Annotated in this window: 22 protein-coding genes; 15 read left to right on the top strand and 7 right to left on the bottom strand. The window is 68.4% G+C overall.

Annotated features, from left to right (window positions below):
• Positions 1-359: 359 nt before the first annotated feature.
• From LGN19_RS03325 to LGN19_RS03310, 4 genes are all read left to right on the top strand, one after another.
• Positions 360-1,817 carry a HAMP domain-containing protein gene (locus tag LGN19_RS03325; RefSeq protein WP_226213219.1) on the top strand — a complete coding sequence of 486 codons (1,458 nt, stop codon included), beginning with the start codon at positions 360-362 and terminating at the stop codon, positions 1,815-1,817.
• On the top strand, positions 1,814-2,461 hold the full coding sequence (locus LGN19_RS03320; RefSeq protein WP_174958382.1) for a response regulator: 648 nt from the start codon (positions 1,814-1,816) through the stop codon (positions 2,459-2,461). Before LGN19_RS03325 ends, LGN19_RS03320 begins: the two co-directional genes overlap by 4 nt.
• A 213-nt stretch (positions 2,462-2,674) precedes the next feature.
• Positions 2,675-3,046, top strand: a complete 372-nt coding sequence (locus tag LGN19_RS03315; RefSeq protein WP_226213218.1) for a DUF4156 domain-containing protein — start codon at positions 2,675-2,677, stop codon at positions 3,044-3,046.
• Between the two features lie 2 nt (positions 3,047-3,048).
• Positions 3,049-3,264 carry a hypothetical protein gene (locus LGN19_RS03310; protein ID WP_226213217.1) on the top strand — a complete coding sequence of 72 codons (216 nt, stop codon included), beginning with the start codon at positions 3,049-3,051 and terminating at the stop codon, positions 3,262-3,264.
• A 15-nt stretch (positions 3,265-3,279) separates the two neighbouring features.
• Here LGN19_RS03310 and LGN19_RS03305 read toward each other — a convergent pair whose 3' ends face one another.
• The 4 genes from LGN19_RS03305 to LGN19_RS03290 form a co-directional block, all read right to left on the bottom strand.
• The gene (locus tag LGN19_RS03305; RefSeq protein WP_264172901.1) at positions 3,280-4,635 is read right to left on the bottom strand and encodes an MFS transporter; all 1,356 of its coding nucleotides are present in this window, start codon (positions 4,633-4,635) and stop codon (positions 3,280-3,282) included.
• A 42-nt stretch (positions 4,636-4,677) separates the two neighbouring features.
• Positions 4,678-5,565, bottom strand: coding sequence for an isocitrate lyase/PEP mutase family protein (locus LGN19_RS03300; protein ID WP_175222081.1), 888 nt, complete (start codon positions 5,563-5,565; stop codon positions 4,678-4,680).
• An 8-nt stretch (positions 5,566-5,573) separates the two neighbouring features.
• Positions 5,574-6,464, bottom strand: coding sequence for an amidohydrolase family protein (locus LGN19_RS03295; protein WP_226213216.1), 891 nt, complete (start codon positions 6,462-6,464; stop codon positions 5,574-5,576).
• A 63-nt stretch (positions 6,465-6,527) separates the two neighbouring features.
• Positions 6,528-7,823 carry an MFS transporter gene (locus LGN19_RS03290; protein ID WP_226213215.1) on the bottom strand — a complete coding sequence of 432 codons (1,296 nt, stop codon included), beginning with the start codon at positions 7,821-7,823 and terminating at the stop codon, positions 6,528-6,530.
• A 123-nt stretch (positions 7,824-7,946) separates the two neighbouring features.
• On the opposite strand from LGN19_RS03290, the gene LGN19_RS03285 reads away from it, so the two are divergent.
• The 3 genes from LGN19_RS03285 to LGN19_RS03275 all read left to right on the top strand — a co-directional run bounded on the left by LGN19_RS03285 (position 7,947) and on the right by LGN19_RS03275 (position 11,272).
• Positions 7,947-8,843: a LysR family transcriptional regulator gene (locus LGN19_RS03285; protein WP_226213214.1), complete on the top strand. Its 897-nt coding sequence runs from the start codon at positions 7,947-7,949 to the stop codon at positions 8,841-8,843.
• Between the two features lie 328 nt (positions 8,844-9,171).
• A complete protein-coding gene (locus tag LGN19_RS03280; protein WP_122947022.1) occupies positions 9,172-10,356 on the top strand; it encodes a thiolase family protein in 1,185 nt (394 codons plus the stop codon).
• Positions 10,357-10,606: 250 nt separating this feature from the next.
• Positions 10,607-11,272: a cation diffusion facilitator family transporter gene (locus tag LGN19_RS03275; protein ID WP_226213213.1), complete on the top strand. Its 666-nt coding sequence runs from the start codon at positions 10,607-10,609 to the stop codon at positions 11,270-11,272.
• Between the two features lie 196 nt (positions 11,273-11,468).
• Here the strand turns inward: LGN19_RS03275 and LGN19_RS03270 are convergent, their stop codons facing one another.
• Complete coding sequence (locus LGN19_RS03270) at positions 11,469-12,659, bottom strand: helix-turn-helix transcriptional regulator (protein WP_122947020.1); 1,191 nt, start codon at positions 12,657-12,659, stop codon at positions 11,469-11,471.
• 281 nt (positions 12,660-12,940) lie between these two features.
• Here LGN19_RS03270 and LGN19_RS03265 point away from each other — a divergent pair, with 281 nt between their 5' ends.
• From LGN19_RS03265 to LGN19_RS03245, 5 genes are all read left to right on the top strand, one after another.
• Positions 12,941-13,879, top strand: a complete 939-nt coding sequence (locus LGN19_RS03265) for an alpha/beta hydrolase (protein WP_226213212.1) — start codon at positions 12,941-12,943, stop codon at positions 13,877-13,879.
• Positions 13,876-15,000, top strand: coding sequence for a bifunctional 3,4-dihydroxy-2-butanone-4-phosphate synthase/GTP cyclohydrolase II (gene ribBA / locus LGN19_RS03260; RefSeq protein WP_226213211.1), 1,125 nt, complete (start codon positions 13,876-13,878; stop codon positions 14,998-15,000). The genes LGN19_RS03265 and ribBA overlap by 4 nt, the downstream gene beginning before the upstream one ends.
• Positions 15,001-15,152: 152 nt before the next feature.
• The gene (locus tag LGN19_RS03255) at positions 15,153-15,581 is read left to right on the top strand and encodes a helix-turn-helix domain-containing protein (protein WP_226213210.1); all 429 of its coding nucleotides are present in this window, start codon (positions 15,153-15,155) and stop codon (positions 15,579-15,581) included.
• A gap of 2 nt (positions 15,582-15,583) precedes the next feature.
• Positions 15,584-16,924, top strand: coding sequence for a type II toxin-antitoxin system HipA family toxin (locus LGN19_RS03250; RefSeq protein ID WP_226213209.1), 1,341 nt, complete (start codon positions 15,584-15,586; stop codon positions 16,922-16,924).
• A gap of 621 nt (positions 16,925-17,545) precedes the next feature.
• Positions 17,546-18,781, top strand: coding sequence for an NADH:flavin oxidoreductase (locus tag LGN19_RS03245; protein WP_226213208.1), 1,236 nt, complete (start codon positions 17,546-17,548; stop codon positions 18,779-18,781).
• A gap of 46 nt (positions 18,782-18,827) precedes the next feature.
• Here the strand turns inward: LGN19_RS03245 and LGN19_RS03240 are convergent, their stop codons facing one another.
• Positions 18,828-19,955 (bottom strand): 4-hydroxyphenylpyruvate dioxygenase family protein, encoded by a 1,128-nt coding sequence (locus LGN19_RS03240; protein WP_226213207.1) that lies wholly within the window; start codon positions 19,953-19,955, stop codon positions 18,828-18,830.
• A gap of 356 nt (positions 19,956-20,311) precedes the next feature.
• Here LGN19_RS03240 and shiA point away from each other — a divergent pair, with 356 nt between their 5' ends.
• The gene (shiA, locus tag LGN19_RS03235; protein ID WP_122947013.1) at positions 20,312-21,619 is read left to right on the top strand and encodes a shikimate transporter; all 1,308 of its coding nucleotides are present in this window, start codon (positions 20,312-20,314) and stop codon (positions 21,617-21,619) included.
• A 217-nt stretch (positions 21,620-21,836) separates the two neighbouring features.
• Positions 21,837-23,138, top strand: coding sequence for a UDP-N-acetylglucosamine 1-carboxyvinyltransferase (locus LGN19_RS03230; protein WP_060359039.1), 1,302 nt, complete (start codon positions 21,837-21,839; stop codon positions 23,136-23,138).
• A gap of 151 nt (positions 23,139-23,289) precedes the next feature.
• Here LGN19_RS03230 and LGN19_RS03225 read toward each other — a convergent pair whose 3' ends face one another.
• A complete protein-coding gene (locus LGN19_RS03225) occupies positions 23,290-23,901 on the bottom strand; it encodes a hypothetical protein (protein ID WP_226213206.1) in 612 nt (203 codons plus the stop codon).
• Positions 23,902-24,179: 278 nt separating this feature from the next.
• On the opposite strand from LGN19_RS03225, the gene LGN19_RS03220 reads away from it, so the two are divergent.
• Positions 24,180-24,563 (top strand): nuclear transport factor 2 family protein, encoded by a 384-nt coding sequence (locus tag LGN19_RS03220; protein WP_226213205.1) that lies wholly within the window; start codon positions 24,180-24,182, stop codon positions 24,561-24,563.
• The last annotated feature ends 26 nt before the right edge of the window (positions 24,564-24,589 follow it).

The raw sequence follows: 24,589 nt of genomic DNA, 5'->3' as shown, positions 1-24,589 counted from the left end.
ATGATTTAGTGAATAATATAACGTAAACCGTTAAATATCCAATTCATCGATGCGTATAATTTGACATTATTTCTATAATGTCGAGATTGATGCATGTCGCTCTGCCACTTCGTGTAACCAATCAGCGCCCTCGGCCCGTGCGTGCACCGGCCGTCTAACCGGACTGCTGGTAAAGGGGCCGCACCGTTATTGAATGTGCTGCGGGCGTCCATCCACCCTCCCTCCCGGCAAAACGCCCCTGCAACCGCGTCCGAAAACCGTCAACATTGCGCAATTGAAAGCCGGTTGCGCTGCCTTGCCGTGTCGTCGGCATTCATCCGGTGCGTCCGTCCAGATAACAGAACAACAAGGAGCCCGCGTTGCGCACATTCCGTATCGGTTTCCGTGGCTTGTTCGTCAAGCTCGTGCCGACGTTCATCGTCGTCGGATTCGTGGCGATGGTGCTGTCGTCGGTGCTGACGAGCGTGCTGTGGCGCGCGCATGCCGAAAGCGATATCCGCCGGTTTCTCGGCAACCTCGACCGCCCTGCACTGGCCGCTGCAACCGGTACCGTCGACTGGCGCGACCCGGTTGCGTGCCGCGCCGCGGCCGACGCCCTGTTCTGGCAGATCGCGCGAGTCGGCGCACGCGACGTGATGGATTTCGCGCCGATGATGGGTTTCTTCGGCGCCGGGCGATTTCAGGTGCGCATTGCGCGACCGGATGGCGCCGGATGCGCGACCGCGCCGGCCGCGTCGCCGCTGTTGTCCGACGCGTTCGCCACTACCCCGGCCGATCCGGCCGCGCCCGACACGATGCTGCGCCGCGACGGCGACTGGGCCATCGTCACGCCCGTCGCGCTGGCGGGCGGCGCCATCGCGCGGATCGGCGTCCATTACTGGCCGGGCTGGCAGCTGCACTACGAGATCGCGGACGATGCGTCGGCGTATGACCTGATGCGCACCGTGCTGTATCTCGGCGCGATGGGCGCGAGCTTCGCGGGGCTGCTGGTCTGGTTGCTGGTGCGGCGCGTGCGGCGGATGACGGCCGCGGCCGATCGCTGGGCGGCCGGCGACCTGTCGGCGCGGATCGCCGACAAGTCGCGCGATGAACTCGGCGAACTGGCCGCGCATTTCAACCGGATGGCCGATGCGCTCGCGCGGGCATTCGGGATGCAGAAGGCGCTCGCGGTGTCGGTCGAGCGCACGCGGATCGCGCGCGACCTGCACGACACCGCGAAGCAGCGCAGCTTCGTGCTCGGCCTCAAGCTGACCGAGCTGGAGTACGAGGCGCAGCGCCACCCCGACCTGTTGCCGACCGTCGGCGCGGCGCGGCGTCTGGCCGATCATCTTCAGCAGGATCTCGACAACGTGGTGACCGGCTTCAGCCTGCCCGCGATTGCCGAGGACGGCCTGCGTGCGGCCGTATCGCAGGCGGTGCACGACCTGCTGGCCGGCTCGGGCATCGCGTGGTCGCTCGATCTGCCGGCCGCCGCCGCGCTCGCGCTCGACGCCCATCCGGCGGCCGCGCACGAACTGCTGATGATCACCCACGAGGCCGCCGCGAATGCGTTGCGCCATAGCGGCTGCCGCCGTATCGACATTGCGTGCGAACCGGGCGACGCCGTGCATGCGCCCTCCGGTGCAGCGTCGTCGCGCTGGCGCTGGGTCGTGTGCGACGACGGCAGCGGCTTCGACCCGGCTGCCGTGCCGACTGGTATGGGGCTCGGCAACCTGCGCTGGCGCGCCGATGCGCTACCTGGCGGCATGCTCGACATCGCGTCGGGCGCGGACGGCACGTGCGTGACCGTCCATTTCAATCCGATGGAGACGGCATGACCACCATCCTGATTGCCGACGACCACGCGGTCGTGCGCGAAGGCATCCGCGGGCTGTTGCGGCTCGATGCGTCGTTCGAGATCGTCGCGGAAACCGACGACGGCGCGTCGACGATCGAGCAGGTGCGCGCGCATCGCCCCGACGTGCTGCTGCTCGACCTGATGATGCCCGGCATGGGTCATGCCGGCGTGCCGGCCGTAATTCGTGCGATCCGTGCGGCCAGCGCCGATACGCACATCATGGTGCTGACTTCGTCGGACGACGATGCGCTCGCGCTTGCCGCGATCGACGCCGGCGCCGATTCGTTCCTGCTGAAATCGATGCGCGGCGAGCGTCTGCTGCAGGCGATCCATGCGGCCGTCCACGGCGAACCGACGCTGCACCCCGGCATCGCGCAGCGCATGATCGGCGCGTTGCGCAAGCCGCCGCGCAGCCCGTTCGCCGCGCTGACCGCGCGTGAACTGGAGGTGCTGCGCTGCCTGGCCGAAGGCGGCAGCAATGCGCGCATCGCCGCGACACTAGGCATTACGGAAAAGACCGTGAAGACGCATCTCGGCAACGTGATGTCGAAGCTGCATCTGTCCGACCGCACACAGGCCGTCGCGCTCGCGTGGCGGGAAGGACTGATGGCGCCGAAGTCCTGAGATCCGCTGCCGGCAGCGCGTCGGCAGCACGCCCCGCTCCCCGCCTCGCCTCACCTTCCCGCGTCACGCACCTGCCTGGGCGATACGCACCGCCTGCGACTTTGGTCGCATCCTTTCCGGCCCGAGCACAAGACCTTCGCCCGATGTGCGGACGCGGCAGCGTCACTAAAGTGGCGCTGTCGCGCGATCACGCGCATTCGATACGGCGGAAACATGAGACCTGCCTGGCTGCTGTTCCTTCCTGCCGCGCTGGCGGCGTGCGCGCCACTCGAGCCTTCCGCCGCCGGCCGCGACGTGCGCATCGTCATGCGCGACCCCGGCGGCACCTGCCGTCACCTCGGCGACGTGACGGGCAGCCAGGGCAACTTCCTGATCGGCGGTTTCATTCCGGACTCGACGCTCGAGACCGGCGCGCGCAACGACCTGAAGAACCGTGCGGCCGCGCTCGGCGGCAACGTCGTGGTGCTGCTCACGCAACGCGGCGTGCAGAGCGGCAGTTTCGACGGCAGTGAAGGCGGCTACCTGCGGCAGACCGGCGTCACGCTGACCGGCAGCGTCTATCGCTGCCCCGGTAGCGGAGCGTGACGATGCGCCTCTTTGCGACCCTGATCTGGAGCCTCGGCGTGTCCGGGTGGTTGCCCGGCTGCGGCCGCGACGGCAACGAAGCCGTCATGCCCGGCGGCTTGCCGGCACCGCCGCCCGGGATGCAGTGCGCCGCGTCATGGCCTGACGACACGCAGGAAACGGACACGGCCCACCCGCTGACACCCGCCGCATCACTCGTGGCGCAACGGACGCAGTAGCGCGCCGGCACCGGTTCAGCGCGAGGCCGGTGCGGCGACTGCCGCCCGTGACGCGCGTTCGCGCTTCGCCGGGTGCGTTTCCGGCATCCGCCAGTACACGAGCAGCGAAATCGCCGCGCACGCGGCGACGTACCAGAAGAACATCGTCTCGTTGCCGCTCGCCTTCAGCCGCAGCGCGACGAATTCGGTCGTGCCGCCGAGGATCGCCGTCGTCAGCGCATAAGGCAGCCCGACCGCCAGCGCGCGGATTTGCGGCGGAAACAGCTCGGCCTTGACCAGCATGTGCACCGACGTGAAGCCGCTCAGCACGACCAGCCCGGCGAACACCAGCGCGAACGCGGCGAGCGGCTCGTGCACGTGCCCGAGCGCCGTGAAGATCGGCACGGACAGCAGCGTACCGCCGATCCCGAACCACAGCAGCACCGGCCGGCGGCCGACGCGATCCGACACGAGGCCGAACAGCGGCTGCAGCGGCATGTACAGCAGCAGCGCGGCGGTACAGATCCAGGTCGCCGTTTCCTTGTGCAGCCCGACCGAATTGACGAGGTACTTCTGCATGTAGACCGTGTACGTGTAGAACGCAACGGTGCCGCCGACCGTGATGCCGATCGCGAGCAGCAGTTCGCGCCAGTGGGCCGCGAGGTCGGCCGTCATGCGCGTCTTCGCCGCGCGCGCCCGGCTGGCGATGAACGCGTCGCTCTCGACGACGTTGCGGCGCATGTAGAGCGCGAACAGCGCGAGCACGCCGCCGACGAAGAACGGAATCCGCCAGCCCCAGCGTTCGAGGTCGTGCGTGCCGGCGAAGATGCGCTGCATCGCAAGCATCAGGCCGAGTGCGACGAGCTGGCCGGCGACCACGCTCACCTGCAGGAAGCCGACGTAGAAGCCGCGCCGGTCCGGCGGCGCGATCTCGCTCAGGTAGGTCGCGCTGGTGCCGTATTCGCCGCCCATGCTGAGCCCCTGCAGCAGCCGCGCGGCGACGAGCAGCGCCGGTGCGAGCACGCCGATCGTCGCGTAGCCGGGCGTGACGGCGATCAGCATCGATCCCGCGCACATCGCGAGCACCGATTTCGTCAGTGCGGCCTTGCGCCCGCGCCGGTCCGCATAGAGGCCGACGAGCCAGCTCCCCGCCGGCCGCGCGACGTACCCGACCGCCGCGATCGCCGCGGTGTTCATCAGCTGCACGGTCGGTCGGTCGGCCGGAAAGAACGCCGGCGCAAAGTAGATCGAGAAGATGCTGTACGCGAGAAAGTCGTACCACTCGATCAGGTTGCCGGCCAGGCCGCCGACGATCGAACCGATGCGCGGCGGCTCGCCGGCCGCTCCGCTAGGGGAAATTGCCACGGGTTGTCTCCTGTGCTGTCCTGGCATGGGTACCGGGCGACCGTTGTTGCCGCCCGTGTGCCGGCGCGCTTATGCGCGATCGGCCCCGTAGCGGGCATCGAGCGCGTCGAAGCGCGCCTTGTCGACGAGCCGCTGCCGTTCGGCGAACGGCGCGACGAGCGCGGGATCCTCGTCGAGCCGGCCCGTATCGCGCAGCACGGTCAGCGCGGCCTGCATCCCGCGCACCGCGCCCTGCAGCGCCGCGTTCGCGTACAGCACCACGCCGTAGCCGAGGCGCGCCAGCTCGTCGCGCGAACGCGTCGGCGTCTTGCCGCCGATCACGATGTTGATGAGCTGCGGCGTGTCGAACAGCGCCGGCAGACGTTCGACATCCTCCGGCGTGTCCATCGCCTCGATGAACAGCACGTCGGCGCCCGCTTCCGCATAGCGGTGCGCGCGCTCGATCGCGTCGTCGATGCCGTGGACGGCGGCCGCATCGGTGCGCGCGACGATCAGCAGGTTCGGATCCACGCGCGCGTCGACGGCCGCCTTCAGCTTGCCCACCATCTCGCCGGCCGGAATCACTTCCTTGCCCGCGAAATGGCCGCATTTCTTCGGCAGCACCTGATCCTCGAGCTGGATCGCGTCGGCGCCACTGCGTTCGAGCGTGCGCACCGTGTGCAGCACGTTCAGCGCATTGCCGAACCCCGTATCGGCATCGACCATCAGCGGCAGCTCGACCGTATCGCGCACGCGTGCGGTATGGTCGGCCAGCTCGCCGAGCCCGACGAAGCCGAGATCGGGCAGGCCGAGCGACATGTTGGTGACGCCGGCGCCACTCAGGTACAGCGCGCCGAAGCCGAGATCGGCTGCGACCCGGGCGCTGAGCGCATTGAACGTGCCGGCGACGAGCAGCCCCTGGCGGGCGGCGATGCTGCGCCGGAACCCGGCGCGACGAAGTGCGGTGTGATCAGACATGCGGAGCCTCATTGGTCGAAACGAAACAGGGTTCTCGGCGCATCGCGCAGCACGCGCATGCGCTCGCCGGGGTCGGGCAGCCAGCGCGCGAGCGCCGCATACGCGGTATCGAAGTCGACGCGCTCGCGGTGCTGCGTGTGCGGCCAGTCGCTGCCCCACACCAGCCGCTCGGCCGTGAACGCGGTGCGCAGCGCCCGCGCGGCACCGAACGCATCGATCGCGCCGTCGCCGGCCACGCTGTTGCGATACGAGGCCGACAGCTTGACCCAGACGCGGCCGGTATCCGCGAGCAACAGCAGGCGGCGGAAGCTGGGCGCGCGCTCGCCGAGCGCGGGCGACGGGCGGCCGAAATGGTCGATCACCAGCGTGCACGACTGCGCGAGCAGCGGCGCGGTGATCGCATGCAGATCCTCGATGCCGCGATGGATCTCGACATGCCAGCCGAGCGCGTTGATGCGGGCGAACAGCGCGCGCCAGTCGGGTGCGCCGAAGTCCGGGATCGGCAGCCCGACGAGGTTCAGCCGCATCCCGACCACGCCTGCCCGGTCGAGCGCGTCGAGATCGCTGTCCGAAATCGCCGGATCGACCATCGCGACGCCGCGAAAGCGCTGCGGGTAACGGCGCAGCACGTCGACGAAATACGTGTTGTCGGTGCCGAGGAAGCTCGGCTGCACCAGCACCGCGTGCGTGATCCCATGCGCAGCGAGGTGCGCAACGTACGCGTCGAGCGACGCGTCGTAGTCGGGCGCATGCCGGAACACGGGCGCAAGCGGCAGGCCGCGCGCGAACACGTGCGCATGCGCATCGACGGCGGCCACGGCGGGGCTCCCTGCGTACCACGCGTCCACTGACGACGCAGCCGGAACCTGTTCGGCGAGGTGATTCACGAGGCAATCCATGACGAGTCTGCAAGTGGCGCCCGGCCGCTGCGCCGGGCGATTCGATGACGGAGGCGGCGAGCCCTACAGCGACGCCTCGGCGCGCGGCTGGCTTTCGGCATCCGAATCGCCGCCCGGCGCCGCACCGGACAGCCGCTGGCTGCGCGTTTCGGGCAGGAACCACACCGCGATCACGACCAGCCCGTACGCGATATCCGCGTCGATGCCGAGTGCTGTGCCGAGCGGCAGCGACTCGCCCATCCGCCCGACCAGCACCGGGAAACCGGCCGACGCGATGCGGCCGAAGTTGTAGCAAAAACCGACGCCGCGGCCGCGCACGTTGCGCGGGTAAAGCTCGTTGAAGAGCGTGCCGAGCGTCGCCGGGATGCCGGCCGAGAACAGGCCGAGCGGAAAACCGAGCAGCAGCATCGCGACATCGTTCAGCGGCAGGAACACGTACAGGTTCACCATCACCGCGCAGCACGCGGCGAACAGCATCACGTTGCGGCGGCGGCCGATCCGGTCCTGCAGGTATGCGCTGAGGAAGCAACCGCAGATGAACGCAACGATCACGACCGCGAGATACGCGCCGGTGCCGAGCACCGACAGGTGCCGCTCGGTCTTCAGGTAGGTCGGCAGCCAGATCGTGATCGCGTGATAGCCGCCGTGCGCGCCGACGCCGATCAGCCCGCCGACCACCGTCGCGCGCACCACGGACCGGTCGAAGATGCCGATCGTCGGCCCTTCGTCGCCGCCCGCCGTTGCCTGCGCCGACGCGTCGACCGGCGTCGCGCGCGGCGGCTCCGGAATCGCGCGGCGGATGTACAGCACCAGCAGCGCGGGCAACGCACCGATCGCGAACAGCACGCGCCACGCCCATTCGGCCGGCAGCCATGCGAACACCAGCATGTACAGCAGCACGGCGCCGCCCCAGCCGAAGCCCCATGCGCTCTGCACGATGCCCATCGCCTTGCCGCGATGACGCGCGCGGACCGTTTCGGCGAGCAGCACCGCGCCGGCCGTCCACTCGCCGCCGAACCCGAGCCCCTGCAGCGCCTTCAGCACCAGCAACTGTTCGAAGTTCTGCGCGAACGCACTCAGGAACGTGAACAGCGAGAACCAGCACACGGTGATCTGCAGCGCGCGCACGCGGCCGTAGCGGTCGGCGATCATGCCGGCCAGCAGCCCGCCGAGCGCGCCCGACACGAGCGTCGCGCCGCCGATCAGGCCCGCCTGCCCCTTGCCGATGCCCCAGGTCGTGAGCAACACGGGGATCACGAGACTGAACATCTGCGTGTCGAGCCCGTCGAGTGCCCAGCCGGCAAAGCAGCCGCGCAACGTGCGCCGTTCGGTCGTCGATAGCTCGCGGGTCCAGTTCAATGCAGGTCTCCTCGTGTGGTCGTTCCGTCGTGAAGCGCCGGATGTTGTGGCCCGATAAGCATCCTATGAAGCGTGGGGATAATTCGCTACCATGTTTTGAATAATTATTCATAACGCGAGCTTATGGAAATCAGGCACGTTCGCTACTTCCTTGCGATCGTCGATACGGGCAGCTTCACGCGCGCGGCCAGCGAGCTCGGCATCGCGCAGCCGGCGCTCAGCCAGGCCCTGAACCGGATGGAGAAGGAGCTGGGCGTCCGGCTGTTCGACCGTTCGCGGCGCGGCGCCACGCTGACCGCGGCCGGCCTCGCGATGGTCGACGACCTGCGCCTGAGCCTCGCGCGCCTCGACGCGGCCGCGCACCGGGCCGGCGAAATCGGCGCGCAGCGCGCCGGGCGCCTGACGATCGGGTTCGTCAGCGCCGCGCTGTTCGACACGCTGCCGCGCGCGATTCGCGCACTGCGCGAAAGCGCACCCGACGTCGAACTCGTGATGCGCGAGATGAGCAATGCCGAGCAGGCGATCGCGCTCGAGCGCGGCGAGATCGACATCGGCCTGCTGCATACGCCGGTCGCGGTCAACGGCCGGATGCGCGAGCAGCTGATCCGGCGCGACCCGCTCGTCGCCGTGCTGCCGAAGGAGTTCCGGCGCCAGCCCGACGGCACGGTCACGCTGCAGGATCTCGCCGGCACCGGCCTCGTGTGGTTTCCGCACGACCAGTTGCCGCTGATCCGCGCGGGTATCCTGAGTGCATTCCGGCAGGCCGGGCACCCGGTCGACATCGTGCTCGACGTGAACCGCACGCTCACCGTGATCTCGTGCGTCGCCGCCGGATGCGGCGTGTCGCTGCTGCCGCATTCGATCCACACGTTCTCGTTCGAAGGCGTCGCCTACAGCACCATCCGCGACGGCGGCGCGCTGCCGCTGTTCGAACTCAGCGCGATCTGGCCCGCGCGGTCGCGCCCGACGCTCGCGGATCGCTTCGCCGCGCTGCTGCCGTCGGCAGACGTGCAGCGCTGACTGGCCGGGCGGCTGGGCGGTGTCCTGCGCGTGTTATTGGTCCGCCGCCGTCGAGCGGTAGCAACGGGCGAATGCGCTATTCCACCCGCCCCATACGCCCTGTCCCTCAATCCCGGATGCAAAGCCCCCGTTGACAGTATGCATATGCATAGATACCTTTCCTTCACGTAGCGGCGCGCGATCCGGGCATCCGGGGCGGCCGCGTTGCGCGCTGTCGGCGGTCCTCCGTGCGGCACGGCGCAATCGAACCGGCGACGCGAATCGCGCGGCGTGCCCCGTTCGCAACCGACTCGTCCGCGCAGCTTGCAACGCGATCCAGGAACGCATCATGAAACCACGCGAAGTCGTCATCTGCCATCCCGTCCGGACGCCGATCGGCACGTTCAACGGGGCCCTGAAGGACACCCCGGCCACCGAGCTCGGCGCAATCGCCGTGCGCGAAACCTTGCGGCGCAGCGGCCTCGACGGCGCGGCGATCGACACGGTCGTGCTGGGCAACGTGATCCAGGCCGGCAACAAGATGAACCCGGCGCGGCAGGCCGCCATCGGCGCCGGCCTGCCGGTCAAGGTACCGGCGCTGACGGTCAACCGCGTCTGCGGCTCCGGCGCGCAGGCGGTCGTCAATGCTGCACAGGAGATCCTGCTGGGTTACGCGAACGCGGCGATCGCCGGCGGCATGGAAAGCATGGAGCGTGCGCCGTACCTGCTCGACGGTGCGCGCTGGGGTTACCGGATGGGCGACGCGCCGATCCGCGACAGCATGCTGCGCGACGGCCTCGTCGATGCGTTTTCCGACCAGCACTCGGGTTGGCACACCGAGGATCTCGCGAGCCAGCTCGACATCTCGCGCGACCGCCAGGATCGCTGGGCGCTCCGCTCGCAGCAGCGTTTTTCCACCGCGCTGGCGGAGGGCAGGTTCGACGCCGAACTCGTGCCGGTCGAGGTCCTGCAGCGCAAGGCGCGCGTCGCGTTTGCGCGCGACGAGACGCCGCGCCCCGACACGACGCTCGAAGCGCTCGCGAAACTGAAGCCCGCATTTCGCCCGGACGGCACGATTACCGCGGGCAATGCACCCGGCCTGAACAGCGGCGCAGCGGCGATGCTGGTTGCGGATCGCGCGTTCGCCGACGCGCACGGCATCGCGCCGAGCGCCCGGCTGGTTGCATTCGGTGTGGCCGCCGTCGAACCCGGCATGTTCGGGCTCGGCCCGGTTCCGGCCGTGAAGATCGCGCTGGAGCGTGCGGGCTGGGCGCTGGCCGACGTCGAGCGTTTCGAGATCAACGAAGCGTTCGCGGTCGTGCCGATCGCGGTGGCGGGCCAGCTCGGCATCGCCGAGGAACGCATCAACGTCGAAGGCGGCGCGATCGCGCACGGTCATGCGATCGGCGCGACCGGTGCGGTGCTGACGACGCGCCTGATCCATTCGATGCGGCGCGACGGCATCAAGCGCGGCGTCGTCACGCTGTGCATCGGCGGCGGCCAGGGTATCGCGCTGGCGATCGAGACGCTTTGAGCTGAAACACGCGCGGAAGCATCGGCGCTTCGGGCGAACGGAACTGGCCGCGGACGATGAGGTCCGCGGTGCCGGTTTCCCTGGAAACGCTGGGGCCGGTCATTTTCGAGGGCGTCACCCTGCTGGTGGGTGGCCCGGACGCTCGCGTGCGCATCCCGTGCGGATTCGGCGATTCCGCGGTGTCACCGATCTGCCACCGTCGACCGGTAGCGTTCGGGTCTGACCCACGCTATCGACAGACGAATCCGCCATGCAGCGCACGTCGCGCGCCACGCCCCACGTTTATGCGGCCACGTCCCGCGCCCTCGCCGTCAGCCTCGCGATCAACCTGTTGCTGCTCGCCGTCGAGACGGTCGCGGCATGGTCCGCGCATTCGTCGGGCCTGCTCGCGGACGTCGCGCATGCGGCCATCGATCTCGCGGCCGACGCGCTGATCCTCGTCGCGTGCCGGCTCGACGCGCGCCTGCCGCCGGAGCGGCGCCCGACCTACGAACCGCTTGCGCTCGCGGGCCTCGGTGCGATGCTCGTTGCGACCGGCGCGCAGATGATCTGGCACGCGACGAACCGGTTTGCCACGCCGCCCGTCGTGCAGCCGGGCGCGACGACGCTCGCGCTCGTCGCCGTCACGCTTGCCGGCAAGACCGCGCTGTCGCACTGGATGCTGCGCAAGGCGCGCGAGACGGGCTCCGCGCTGCTCGAGGCGAGCGGCTGGCATGTCCGGACCGATGCGCTGTCGTCGCTGTTGGCGGCGCTCGCGATGAGCGCGGCACTGGTCGGCTTCGGTCGTCTCGACGATCTGGCCGCGCTCGCGATCGGTGCGCTCGTGATCCGCACGGGCGCCGGTTTCATCCGGCGCGGCTGTGCGCAGTGGCCGGCGCTGTCGGCATGGGCGGATCGGTCGACGCGCGGCTCGTGAACGCTGGGGTCAACGCCATGCATCGCGGGCGGCAGGCTAGCCGTTATCTGCGGCGCTGAATGAAGAAGAGGCTCGCATGTTGCGAGCCTCTTTTGCGTGACGTTGCCGCCATCGTCCGGCACGCGACGCGTCGACCCACGTCGATGTATCGCCAGACGAATGCGGCCGGTGCCGATGGATCGGCGTCGGCTGTCACTTACCCGAGCGGCACGACGCTTCCGAGCAGAATCCGCACGAGCGTCGCCTGGCGCGTGACGCCCGTCTTCGAGAAGATCGCGCGCAGGTGCGTGCGCGCCGTGTTCTTGCTGATCCCCGATTCCTCCGCTGCCTCCTCGAGCGTCAGCCCGTTCGTCAGCAACAGCGCGAGCGACGTCTCGGCGGGGGTCAGGTCGAACAGCTTGCGGATGATTTCCTGCGCACCCTGCGGCTTGCGGTCGGGGTCGCGCAGGAACAGCGTGACGGCCGGCCGCCGCTTGTTGTCCTCCGACCAGTCGGACAGCAGCACCGTGCGCACCAGCAGCCCGAGGCGCGGCTTGTCGAAGCTGCGCGTGATCGGCATCGCCTCGACGGTCGCCGCGGCCGTGCCGTGGTGTCCCATCACCGCGTGGCGGATCAGCCGCTTCAGCGTGCGGTTCTCCTGCGCGTCGGCCGCCTCGATCGTGCCGCGTGCAATCGTCAGACCGTTGTTCTGCTTGAGGATCTCGTCGGCGACGCTGTTCAGGTCGATGATCGTGCCGTTCTCGTCGAGCGTGATCGTGCCGATCTGCATCCGGTTGATCGCGTTCGCATAGATCGAGCGTTCGACCTCGGCCGTGTCGAGCCGCGAATGCAACTCGACCGCGCGCTTCAGGTGCGGCAGCAGCAGCGCGCAGATCGCCTTGTCGCGCGCGGAAAACTGCTTCGACGCATGGTTGCGGCACACGCGGAAGCGGCACTCGACGCCCGACGACGTGCGCAGGTCGGCGCCGAGGATATAGCGCACGTCCTGCGGCTTCAGGAATTGCTTGTACAGCTCGCTCGACAGCCAGCCCGTGTCGCCGAATACCTCGTCGACCGTGACCACGCGATCGGCCGGCAGGCCGACGAACGGGTCGAGCGAATAGTAGTAGTTGTTGTACGACGCCTCGCCGTCGCCCGGGACGACCGGGCCGAATTCCGACGCGTGCACGGACAGCGGCGCGCGACGGTCGCTCGCGGCCGCCCGCAGGATCAGCGTCACGTAGTTCGCCTGCAGCCAGCGACGGACCAGTTCGAGCGCACCGGCCCACGGCGGCGTTTCCAGCGGCCCCTGGTAGATGCGCGCCATCAGCTCGCTGAAATCCGCGACGCCGATGTCGGCCTCGTCACTGGTTGCCTGGCTCTCTTGCGGAGCCCATCTCGTCTCCATCAGCACGCTCCATCCTCCATACGACATGTTTCCGACGCGACCCAACCGCGTCGCCATGATTAAGACGCGTCTAAATTCCGGCGTCATCGGGAGATTCACTGAATGGTGAGAATTGGCCATCCGGGCGAACCAACCATCGTCCGATCGGATGATGTGGCGCCCTGCCCGCTGCGCTGGAATGCCCGTCAGGCCGTGCCGGCAAGCGTCCGGCGCGGACTCAGGGAAAACCGCGACACGGGTTTACCTGATTCAAACCGCATCCGATTCAGACAGGAGTCCCCATGCCGCTCGACCCACAGGCGCAGGCGCTGCTCGCCGCGTTCGCCCAGGCACCCGCGATCGATTTCGCGCAGCTCACCGTTCCCGCGTATCGCGCGAGTCTTGCCGCCGGCGGCGCGTTCGCGCCGGGCGATACCGTCGCCGCCGAAGAGGACTGGCAGATTCCCGCATCGGATCGTCAGTTGTCCGCACGGCTGTACCGGCCCGCTGCCGACGGGCCGTTGCCGCTGACCGTGTTTTTCCACGGCGGCGGCTTCGTGTCGTGCGGCATCGATTCGCACGCGAACCTGTGCCGCAGCCTCGCGGCCCGTGCGCGCACGCTCGTGTTGTCGGTCGACTACCGGCTCGCGCCCGAGGCGCGCTTCCCGGCCGCCGCGCACGACGCCTGCGACGCCGTGCGCTGGGCCGCCGCCAGTGCGCGCGATCTCGGCGCGCGTGCCGGCGCGGTGGCGGTCGCCGGCGACAGCGCCGGCGGCAATCTTGCGGCGGTCGCCGCGCTACAGTTGCGCGGTTCGGGCATCGCGATCGCGCACCAGTTGTTGCTGTATCCGGTCGTCGATTGTGCGACCGAGCATCCGTCGTACGAAACGCTCGGCACCGGCTATTTCCTGACGGCGGACATGATGCGCTGGTTCAAGCAGCACTATTTCGACGACGGCGCCGATCGCGCGTCGCCGCTGGCAAGCCCGCTCGCCGCGCCGGACGTCGCGGGCGCGGCACCGGCGACGATCGTGAGCGCCGAATTCGATCCGCTGCGCGACGAGGCCGAAGCGTATGGGTTGCGGCTCGCACAGGCCGGCACGCCGGTGACGCTGGTGCGCTGGCCGGGCCAGCTTCACGGTTTCGCCAGCATGCTCGGCGCCGTCGATGCGGCCGACCGCGCGCTGACCTTCGGCGCCGACGCGCTGCGCCGCGCGTTCGGCGCGACGGAGGCGCCATGACACTCGCCAGTACGCTGGAGATCGTCGATGAACTGCGTGCGGGCCGGATGGTCCTGCTCGTCGATGAAGAGGATCGCGAGAACGAAGGCGATCTCGTGATCGCGGCTGATCACGTGACGCCCGACGCGATCAATTTCATGGCGCGCTTCGGGCGCGGGCTGATCTGCCTGACGCTGACCGCCGAACGCTGCGAGCAACTGAGGCTGCCGCCGATGGCCGATCGCAACGGCACGCCGTTCGGCACCGCGTTCACCGTCAGCATCGAGGCGGCCGAAGGCGTGACGACCGGCATTTCGGCAGCCGATCGCGCACATACGATCCGCGCGGCGGTGCGGGCGGGTGCCCGCCCGGACGATCTCGTGCAGCCCGGCCACGTGTTCCCGATCGCCGCGCGCCCGGGCGGCGTGCTCGTGCGCGCGGGGCATACCGAGGCCGGCTGCGATCTCGCGGCGCTCGCCGGGCTCACGCCCGCATCGGTGATCTGCGAGGTGATGAACGACGACGGCACGATGGCGCGGCTGCCCGAGCTGAAGGCGTTCGCCGCGCATCACGGGCTGAAGATCGGCACGATCGCCGACCTGATCCACTACCGCCGCGAGCACGAATCGCTCGTCGAACGCGTCGGCGAGCGGCCGCTGCATACGCCGTGGGGACGGTTCCGCGCGATCGAGTATCGCGACACCGTGTACGGCGCGCCGCATCTCGCGCTCGTGCGCGGCGAGCCCGATCCTTCAACGCCCGTGCTGACGCGCGTGCACGAATGCCATTCGCTGCTCGACCTGCTCGATGCGGAGCCGTCCGCGCATTCGTGGCCGCTGCATGCCGCGCTGCAACGGATCGACGCGGCCGGGTGCGGGGTGGCGGTGCTGCTCGACTGCGACATGCGCGGCGACGCGATGCGGATGCCGGCCGGCCCTGCCCGCCGCGACGGACGCGTGACGGGGATCGGCTCGCAGATCCTGCGCGAGCTCGGCGTGCGGCGGCTGAACGTGCTGTCGAGCCCGTTCCGGCTGCCCGCGCTGTCGGGGCACGACCTGGAGATCATGGCGTTCATTCCGCTCGGCGACGACGATCCGGAAAGCGCACGGAGCGCACCCGCGAACCCGCTGCGGGCGGCGTGAGGCGTTGACGCGGGATGGCCGGCGGGTGTTCCGCTTAACAGGCTATTGTTTGTTTTTGTTGGATACAGTCTCGGGTTTGTATTTTGACGATACATGCCATAGACTGTATTTCCCGATTACAAACGATCGCCTGTCATCCCGCGGAGCGCCCGATGGCCTTTCCTGTCCAGACCCTGACCCAGCTGCGCCCGATACTCGTCGGCTTCCGGAAAGCCGCGGGCCTCACGCAGGCGCAATTGGCCGCCCGCCTGGGCGTCACGCAGCAATCCTACGCGCAGCTCGAGGCCAACCCGTCGGCGGTCAGCATCGAGCGGCTCTTCAAAGTGCTGAACACGCTCGGCGTTCACATGACGCTCGCGCTGGGCAAGCAGGATGGGCCGGCGGCATCGGCCGATCCTGTTCCCGCCCCCGATGCCGCGCCGGCGGTTCGCAAACCGGCTGCGAGCAAACGCAAGCCGGATGCGGCGCGCGGCACCACACCCGCCAAAAGTCCAGCCAAACCCGCAACCGACGCCACACGCAAGCGGCCCGCGACCGCAACCCCCGGCAAGCCACGGGTATCGAAGCGGGAGGACTGGTGACGATGGCCACGCGTACCCGTCACGACCGGCTCGACCTGTGGATGAACGGCATTCCGGTCGGCTACTGGGAAATCCGGCGCGGCGTCGAGCGTCTCGTCTACCTGCCGGCCTGGCTCGACGATCCACAGGGACGGCCGCTGTCACTGTCGCTGCCCTTCACGCCCGGCAACCAGCCGCACCAGGGCGCGATCGTCGCCGATTACTTCGACAACCTGCTGCCGGACAGCGAGCCGATCCGCCGTCGCATTGCGCAGCGTTACCGGCTCCGATCGACGGCGCCGTTCGAACTGCTCGCGTCGATCGGCCGCGATTGCGTCGGCGCGATCCAGATGCTGCCGCCCGGCGAAACGCCCGTCGATCTCGAGGCGATCGACGGTGTGACGCTCGACGACGCGGCGGTCGCCGACGTGCTGCGCCACGCGACCGCCGCGCCGCTGCCCGGCCGTGCGGAGCCGGAGGGCGACCTGCGTCTGTCGATTGCCGGCGCGCAGGAAAAGACCGCGCTGCTGCGTCAGGGAAACCGCTGGCTGCGGCCATCGGGCAGCACGCCGACGACGCACATCTTCAAGCTGCCGCTCGGGCGCGTCGGGAACATGCAGGCCGACATGCGAACGTCCGTCGAAAACGAATGGCTGTGCTCCAGGCTCGTCGCCGCGTACGGGTTGCCGGTCGCGCCGTGCGAGATCGGCCGGTTCGACGACCAGAAGGCGCTGATCGTCGAGCGCTTCGACCGGCGAGCTTCGCGCGACCGCACGTGGATCCTGCGGTTGCCGCAGGAGGACATGTGCCAGGCGACCGGCACGCCATCGGGCGCGAAATACGAATCCGACGGCGGTCCCGGCATCGAGACGATCATGGGCATCCTCGCGAATTCGGCCGACGCCGCGCACGACCGGATGAATTTCTTCGTCGCGCAGCTCGTGTTCTGGGTACTGGCGGCGATCGACGGGCACGCGAAGAACTTCAGCATCGCGCACCTGCCCGGCAACACGTACCGCAGCACGCCGCTGTACGACGTGCTGTCCGCGCATCCGATCCTCGGCACGCGCCGCAACCAGCTTCCGCCGCGCCGCGCACGGCTCGCGATGGCCGTGTGCGGGAAGAACCGGCACTACGTGATCGGCGAAATCCAGCCGCGCCACTGGATCGCGCAGGGCCGGCGCGTCGGCCTGACCGAAGACGACGTACGCACTGCGATGGCGGCCGTCGCCGCGCGCACGGAACCCGCGATCGCCGAAGCCGCCGCGCAGATCCCGGCGGATTTTCCGGCGGACGTGGCAGACGCGATCTTCGATGGCATGCGCCGGCAGGTTCGCAAGCTCGGGGTAAGCGATCCCGCGTGATGGATCGACGGGGTGCGGTCGGGTTTGGGGCGGGCTTGAGCGTCGGGTGGCATTCGCTGCACTGATTCGAGATCACGCCCGTTACAGGTTGCGCTGGCTCATCGGCCGGGTTCGAGAGCCGGATACGGCGATTCAATGCACTGACTCGACAGATCATCCGGGCCGGACTGACACGTCCGCCGCGATCGAGATCCCGTCCAGTACGGGTTGCGCTGGCGCGTCGGCCAGGCTCGAGAGCCGGATGCGGCGACTCAATGCGCTGACTCGACAGATCATCGGGGCCGGACTGACACATCCGCCGCGATCGAGATCCCGTCCAGTACGGGTTGCGCTGGCGCATCGGCCGGGATCGAGAGCCGGATACGGCGCGTCAATGCGCTGATTCGACGGCTCCTCCGGACGGAACTGACACACCCGCCGCGATGCCGGAACGGAAGCAGCCGGCATCGCATCATGTCGGATGACGAACGAAGCTCCCGGGGCGTGAGGCCGGCCCGCCTGGAGCGACCGTCGGCACACCGGCTTGCCATCACGACCACCCGGCTCGTCCACCCGGACGATGCGCGCCTGTGCCATCGCCGCACAATGGTCGCCGTGCCCATTCCCGACGCCCGCCCCCTCATGGAATCCGCCGACCTCACGACCGCGTTCAGCCCGCTGCAGATCGGCCCGCTGACGCTGCACAACCGCCTGATCAAGTCCGCCACCAACGAGGGCATGACGCCGAACGGCGTGCCGTCGCGCGCGCTCGTCCGCTTTCACGAACGCATTGCCGAAGGTGGCGCGGCGCTCACGACCGTCGCGTACTGCGCGATCAGCGACGACGGCCGCACGTTCGTCGACCAGGCGCGGCTCGACGTGCCGACGGTCCGCCAGTTCCGCGCGCTGACCGACGCCGTCCATCGCCACGGCGCGGCCGCATCCGCGCAGATCACGCACGGCGGCTGCTTCACGTTCCTGCCGTCGCTGTCGACCGCACGGCCATTGAGCGCATCGGGCGGCTTCAACAAGGTCGGCGTGATGAGCGGCCGCTTTCTGAAGCAGGCGATGACGCGCGAGCAGATGTCGACGATCGCCGACGAATTCGCGCAGGCGGCACGCCATGCGCGCGACGCCGGCTTCGATGCGGTCGAGATCCACATGGGGCACGGCTATCTGCTCAGCCAGTTCCTGTCGCCGCTGTACAACCGTCGCCGCGATGCGTACGGCGGGGACGCGGCACGGCGTGCCGCCTTCCCGGCCGAGGTGCTGCGCCGCGTGCTCGATGCGGTGGGCCGCGACCTCGCCGTCGTCTGCAAGATCGGCGTGACCGAAGGCGTGCGCGGCGGCGGAACGGCCGACGACGCATGCGAAATCGCGCGGCGGCTCGAAGCCGAAGGCGCGCATCTGCTCGTGCTTAGCGGCGGAATGAACGTCGAATCGGTGTGGCAGCTGTTCGGCAGCCCGTTGCCCGGCGACGCGCGCGCCAATGCCGACAACGCGATCGTGCGTGCCGCGATGGCGTTGCAGAAGCTCACCGAGCCGAAGATGGGCGCGTTTCGCGAGATGTATTTCCTCGAGCATTCGAGGAAAGTGCGCGCGGCCGTCAGGATGCCGCTCGCTTACCTCGGCGGCGTGCGTTCGCGCGGGAACGTCGAGCTGGCGATGCGCGAAGGCTTCGACGCGGTGGCGCTCGCTCGTGCGCTCGTGTTCGAGCCGGGTTTCGTCAACGGGCTGCGTGACGGCCGGCTCGCGCAGTCGGGCTGCACGTCGTGCAATCGCTGTGTCGTGTCGATGTACACGCCGGGTGGCACCGCGTGCGTGCTGCGCGAGCCGAACGACCCCGCGCCGAACCGCGTGCCGGCCGTCGGCGCGTGAAGCGTCAAGTATCGCGTGTGGCGCCCGATGCGGGCGCCGCGGCCGCTCAGCCGGCGTCGCGCGCGCGGGCGAGTGCCGCGAGATTCCCTTCCCCGAACCCGTGGTGCCCCTTGCGCTGCACGATTTCGAAGAAGATTTCGCCGGGCCAGCGCTTGACGAAGGTCTGGAAAAACAGGCGCGGCACACCGTCGCTGCCGATCTCGCCGTCGACCAGCACCGCGCGGCGGCGCAGCGCGTCCAGATCGACGCCGTGCCCCGGCAGCCGCGCGTCAATGTCGTCGTAATAGCGGGCCGGCGGCTCGATGAATTCGACGCCGTTCGCACGCAGCGCATCGACGCAGGACAGGATGTCGTCGGTGGCGAGCGCGACATGCTGCACGCCCTCGCCCGGATGGTCGGGCAGATACGCGTGCATCAGCTCGGTGCGCCGCGTGCCTTCCTCGTAGACCGGAATCCGCACCGCGCCGCACGGCGACACCATCACACGCGATTCCTCCGACACATGCCAGTGCGCGTCGATTTCGTGGATCTCGCGAAAATGCAGCAGGTCGTGGTAGAAATCCAGCCACTCCTGCATGCGCCCCGCGCCGACAGTCTGCGTGAAATGATCGACCTGCTGCAGCCCGACGCCCACGCAGTCTAGATCGGTATGCGCGGTCGCGATGTCGATCGGCCGGAAATCGATGTCGAAGATCGAGATGTCGCCGACGCCGCCACGCTGGCCGTCGCGCCCGCGCCAGCGGTCGACGAAATAGAGGTGCGAATCGCCGATGCCCTGGATCGCCGGAATCTTCAGCTCGCCGACCCCGACCTTCTCGCCCTCGAACGCCCACGCGCCGAGCTCGATCGCCCGCTCGAACGCGCGCCGGGCGCTGGCCACGCGCAGCCCGATCGCACAGACCCCCATCCCGTATTCCTCCGCATAGCGCGCGGCGAACGAATCGGGTTCGGCGTTGATCAGGAAATGCATCTGCCCTTGCCGGTACAGCGTGACGTTCTTGCTGACATGTCGCGCGATCGCCTTGAACCCGAGTTGCTCGAAGCGCTGCGCGAGTGCTTCCGGCACGGGCGCCGCGAATTCGACGAATTCGAGGCCGGCCATCCCGAGCGGATTGGCAGCCGGATCGTGAACGGGCGGCGTATCGCTGGACAGGGGGTGGGAAATGCCGGGCATTCCAGTCTCCGGGGGCATGCGTCGATGGGGATGGCGCCCGTAGCGTGCGGCATGCGCGGCCAGGGTGGCCGCCGCGCATCCGCCCCGAACGGGCGAATTATCAATGCTGCAGATTTTAACCAGTTCGTTCACGGTGGCACACCCCGGCCAAACGGGATATCGTCACCCCGCCTAGTGCAAACCCGGAAAGCGTTCGATAATCGCACGGACTTGAACGATAATCGCGCATTTTGTCCGATTGGCCAATTGCCGCCGTGCGGCGCGCGCCCTATTCTCCGTTCACCCATCGACTTCAATGCAGCATCGGACGCGGCACCGCCACGATTCCTCGATGCGCCGTGCCAGGAGACACCGCCATGACCCCAACCTTCGACACCCTCGACGCCACCGCCAGTGCCCGCATACGCAGCCAGGCCCGCAAGGCCGCAATCGGCAGCTTCGTCGGCGCCGTGGTCGACTGGTATGACTTCCTGCTGTACGGGATCGTCGCCGCGCTGGTATTCAATTCCGAATTCTTCCCGAAAGTCAGCCCGACGATGGGCACGCTCGCGGCGTTCGCGACCTTCGGCGTCGGTTTTCTGTTCCGGCCGCTCGGCGGCATTGTGTTCGGCCACTACGGCGACCGGCTCGGGCGCAAGCGGATGCTGGTGCTGACCGTGATGCTGATGGGGCTGTCGACGGTCGCGATCGGCTTGCTGCCCGCGTTCTCGACGATCGGCTGGTGGGCGCCCGTGCTGCTGGTGCTGATGCGCGCGATCCAGGGTTTCGCGGTCGGCGGCGAATGGGGCGGCGCAGCGTTGATGGCCGTCGAAAGCGCGCCGAAGCAAAAGAAGGCGTTCTATAGCAGCGGCGTGCAGGTCGGCTACGGCGTCGGCCTCGTGCTGGCCACGGGCATCGTGTCGATCCTGAGCCACACGCTCGGCGAGGCCGCGTTCAAGTCGTGGGGCTGGCGCCTGCCGTTCGTGTTCAGCATCGTGCTCGTGCTGATCGGGCTGTGGGTACGCAAGAACATGGACGAATCGCAGGAGTTCGTCGACAAGGTCGAACACGGCAACCGCAAGCTGCGCCTGCCGGTGCTCGAAGCGCTCACGCGCCATCCGAAGGCATTCCTGCTGATCATCGCGCTGCGCCTCGCCGAACTGTTCACGATGTATATCGTCACCGCGTTCGCGCTCAGCTACTCGACGACGAATCTCGGCATGTCGCGCGACCTGTTCCTGAACATCGGCCTGCTGGTCGGCGCGGTGAGCTGCGTGACGATCCCGTGCTTCGCGTGGCTGGCCGACCGTTACGGCCTGCGCCGCATCTACCTGATCGGCGCGCTGATCGGCGTCGCGTCGGCGGTGCCGTTCTTCCTCGCGCTCGAGGCGCGGTCGATCGCATGGATCGTGATCTTCTCGATCCTGCTCGCGAACGCCGCGCACGACATGGTCGTGAGCGTCCAGCAGCCGCTGTTCACCGAACTGTTCGGCGCCGAATACCGCTATAGCGGCGCGGGCGTCGGCTACCAGTTCGCGAGCGTGGTCGGCGGCGGGTTCACGCCGTTCATCGCGGTCGGCCTCGTCAGCGTGGCCGGCGGTTCGTGGCACCTCGTCGCCGGTTATCTCGCGGTGGGCTGCCTGATCTCGCTGGTGGTCGCCGCGCGGATGCGGGCGGCGCAGTAACCACCTGACCGGATGGCCGGCCCGACGCGCGGCCGGCCATCGCGCATGGTTCGACGGTGGCCAGCAACGGCGCCACTGCGTCGCGTTCGTGCGCGCGACGTCAAACACTGTCAGTTACACCCGCCGATTTCCCCTTTTCCCCTCTGAACATTCCACGCCGCCCGCCGACCAATGGCATCATATGGGCCTACGTCAGTCACCGATACGCCCCCATATCATGTCGAATCTCATCGTCCACGGCGGCACTCCGCTGCGCGGGGACATCAAGCCGTCCGCGAACAAGAACGCCGTCCTGCCGATTCTGTGCGCCACCCTGTTGACCGATCAGCCGCTGCGTCTCATCGGCGTGCCGGATATCACCGACGTACGCAAGATCCTCGACATCTTCCGCACGCTCGGCAGCGACGTATCGGTCGATTTCACGACGGGCCTGCTCGAACTCCACCATCGCAACACGAAATTCGATCCGGCCGTCCACCGGCTGCCGGAAGCGATGCGCTCGTCGATCATGCTGATCCCGCCGCTGCTCGCGCGTTTCGGCGTCGCGCGCCTCGAGAACGACGTGAAGGGCTGCACGCTCGGCGTGCGCGAAATCGATCCGCACGTCGAGGTGTTCGAGCGCTTCGGCGCGCACATCGAGCGCACGCCCGATTCGCTGATCGTCCGCACCGACGGCCCGCTGACCGCCAACGACCACTGGCTCGACTACGCGTCGGTGACGACCACCGAGAACTTCGCGCTGTGCGCGACGACCGCGAACGGCACGTCGACGCTGATGAATGCCGCGTCCGAGCCGCATGTGCAGGAGTTCTGCCAGTTCCTCGCGATGATCGGCGTCGCGATCGAGGGCATCGGCACGTCGCGGCTCTGCGTGACGGGCGGCCGCAAGCTCGGCGGCGGCGAGTTCCGTTTCGCCGAGGATTTCCACGAGATCGCGACGTTCCTCGCGCTCGGCGCGATCACGGGCGGCGACATCACGGTGCGCAACTCGTCGCCCGAGCACTTCCCGCTGATCGACCGCACGTTCGCGAAGTTCGGCGTCAACGTCACGCACCGAGACGGCTGGTCGCGCGCGGAACGCGACGGCCCGCTGCGCGTGCGCCGCCCGTTCACGCAGAACATTCTCACCAAGGTCGAAGCCGCGCCGTGGCCATACCTGCCGGTCGACCTGCTGCCGATCTTCATCGCGCTCGGCGTGCGCGCGGAAGGCAGCGCGATGTTCTGGAACAAGGTCTACGACGGTGCGCTCGGCTGGTCGGGTGAACTGTCGAAGTTCGGCGCGCACGTGCTGTTGTCCGATCCGCATCGTCTGATCACGTTCGGCGGCCTGCAACTGACGCCGGCGCGCGTCGAGAGCCCGTACATCATTCGCGTCGCGATCGCGCTGCTGATGGTGGCCGCGAGCATCGAAGGCCGCTCGGAAATCATGAACGCGCTGCCGATCCGCCGCGCACACCCGCATTTCGTCGAGAACCTGCGCTCGGTCGGCGCGAACGTCGAGTGGACGAGCAGCGAGTAACGAGCGCTGCACCGGAGGCGGCACGCGCGACATCGCTGCCGCCTTTTCCCCTCCCGTTTTCTTCCGGCTGCCTCGACAGGCAGCCCGGCAAGCACCCCCACCTGCCCGTCAGCCGGTTCCGGCCGGCCGCGCTACCCGCCAGGCGTCAGCGTCACTCAGCGTCCCCGCAGTCGACGTCGCCCGCGCCCATGTGATCGAAGCCGTATAGCATCACCGCAGTCGTCCCGCGTGCGGGATTGCTCGGCCGCAGGCCGAGGCTGTCGTCGGTCGGGCTGGATGGATACTGGACGCTCGTGTCCATCAGGTTGCCCGGCGCCTTCCGCAGTTCCACTTTGGTGGGCGTGCGCGCGTCGTCACGCGGCAATCCGAATGCGTTGCGCACGTCCGCTTCGTTCCACGTCCCCTTGAGCGTGACGGTCACCATTTGCAACCTGCCTTGCTCCCAGTCGAGATCGACCTTCGTCGCGAGCGGATGCACGCGGGCCGCGAGCCGGTCGGGGAATGCCGGGCCTTCGTAGTACGCCGTCGTGTTCTTGCACGCATCGCCGGTGTTCCTGTACTGCTTCAGCGAGCAATTGAAGCGCTTGTCGCGGTAGCCGAAGGTCCTTTCGAGCATGCAACCGAATGCCGGCGACGACGTGCGCGGCCACGCACGTACGTCGACGGTCGGGCGCGACAGCGCCGTGTCGGATGAGGGATTGGCTGCGGCAAGCCACGGTACGAACGCGACGTACGCGACAAACAGAGCTTGGCGAATTTTCATGTCCGGTTCCAGTCGATGTGGCGCTCGGTCCGGTTTCAAGTGTGCCTGCACGGGCAGGTGCGCGGGGCAGACCCGCCGGAAACCCTCGGGCGGCAAGCGGCCCGCCTCAAATTCATACGCGTCCCATTGCCCGAATGCGCCGAGCCGGGGGATTCTAACGCCCTGTTTCCGATTCCGCGATTCAGCATCCGGCATGCCGGCATCGAAACAGTCGAAACGACAACGCCCCTGGATTCCAGCCCGGAATCGATCGGTTCACCCGCTTTCCCCTAAACCGCATGAAACCGAAATTCGACCTGCTGTCGATGCGCGAAGTATGGATAGACGCCTACCTCACCGGCGACGTCGAGCAATTGGCCTACGTGGAAAGTTCTCACTTCTTCGTCAAGCACGGCGATCTGACGAAGACGAAACAACAGCAGCTTGCCCGTCTGCGGGCCTTCGCGGCCGAGTACGTTGCGCGCATGTCGGGCGTGACGTACGTCGACGAATCGCGGTGCATCACCGAGCACGGCGAATGGGCCACGATATCCGGGGTGAGCGCGATGCGGAAAAACGGCCAGGTCCGGGAGCGGAACGCCTTCACCGAACTCTGGGTCATCAACGACGGCCGCTGGCAAGTCGCCGCCCTGTGCTACCGGCACATCGGCATCGATGACTGACGCACGATCCCGCCGGTATTGACGCG

The sequence above is a fragment of the Burkholderia sp. AU30198 genome (assembly GCF_020419825.1).
Classification (GTDB): domain Bacteria; phylum Pseudomonadota; class Gammaproteobacteria; order Burkholderiales; family Burkholderiaceae; genus Burkholderia.
Note: the sequence above shows the minus strand (reverse complement) of the source record. Positions and strands in the feature narration are given on the sequence as shown.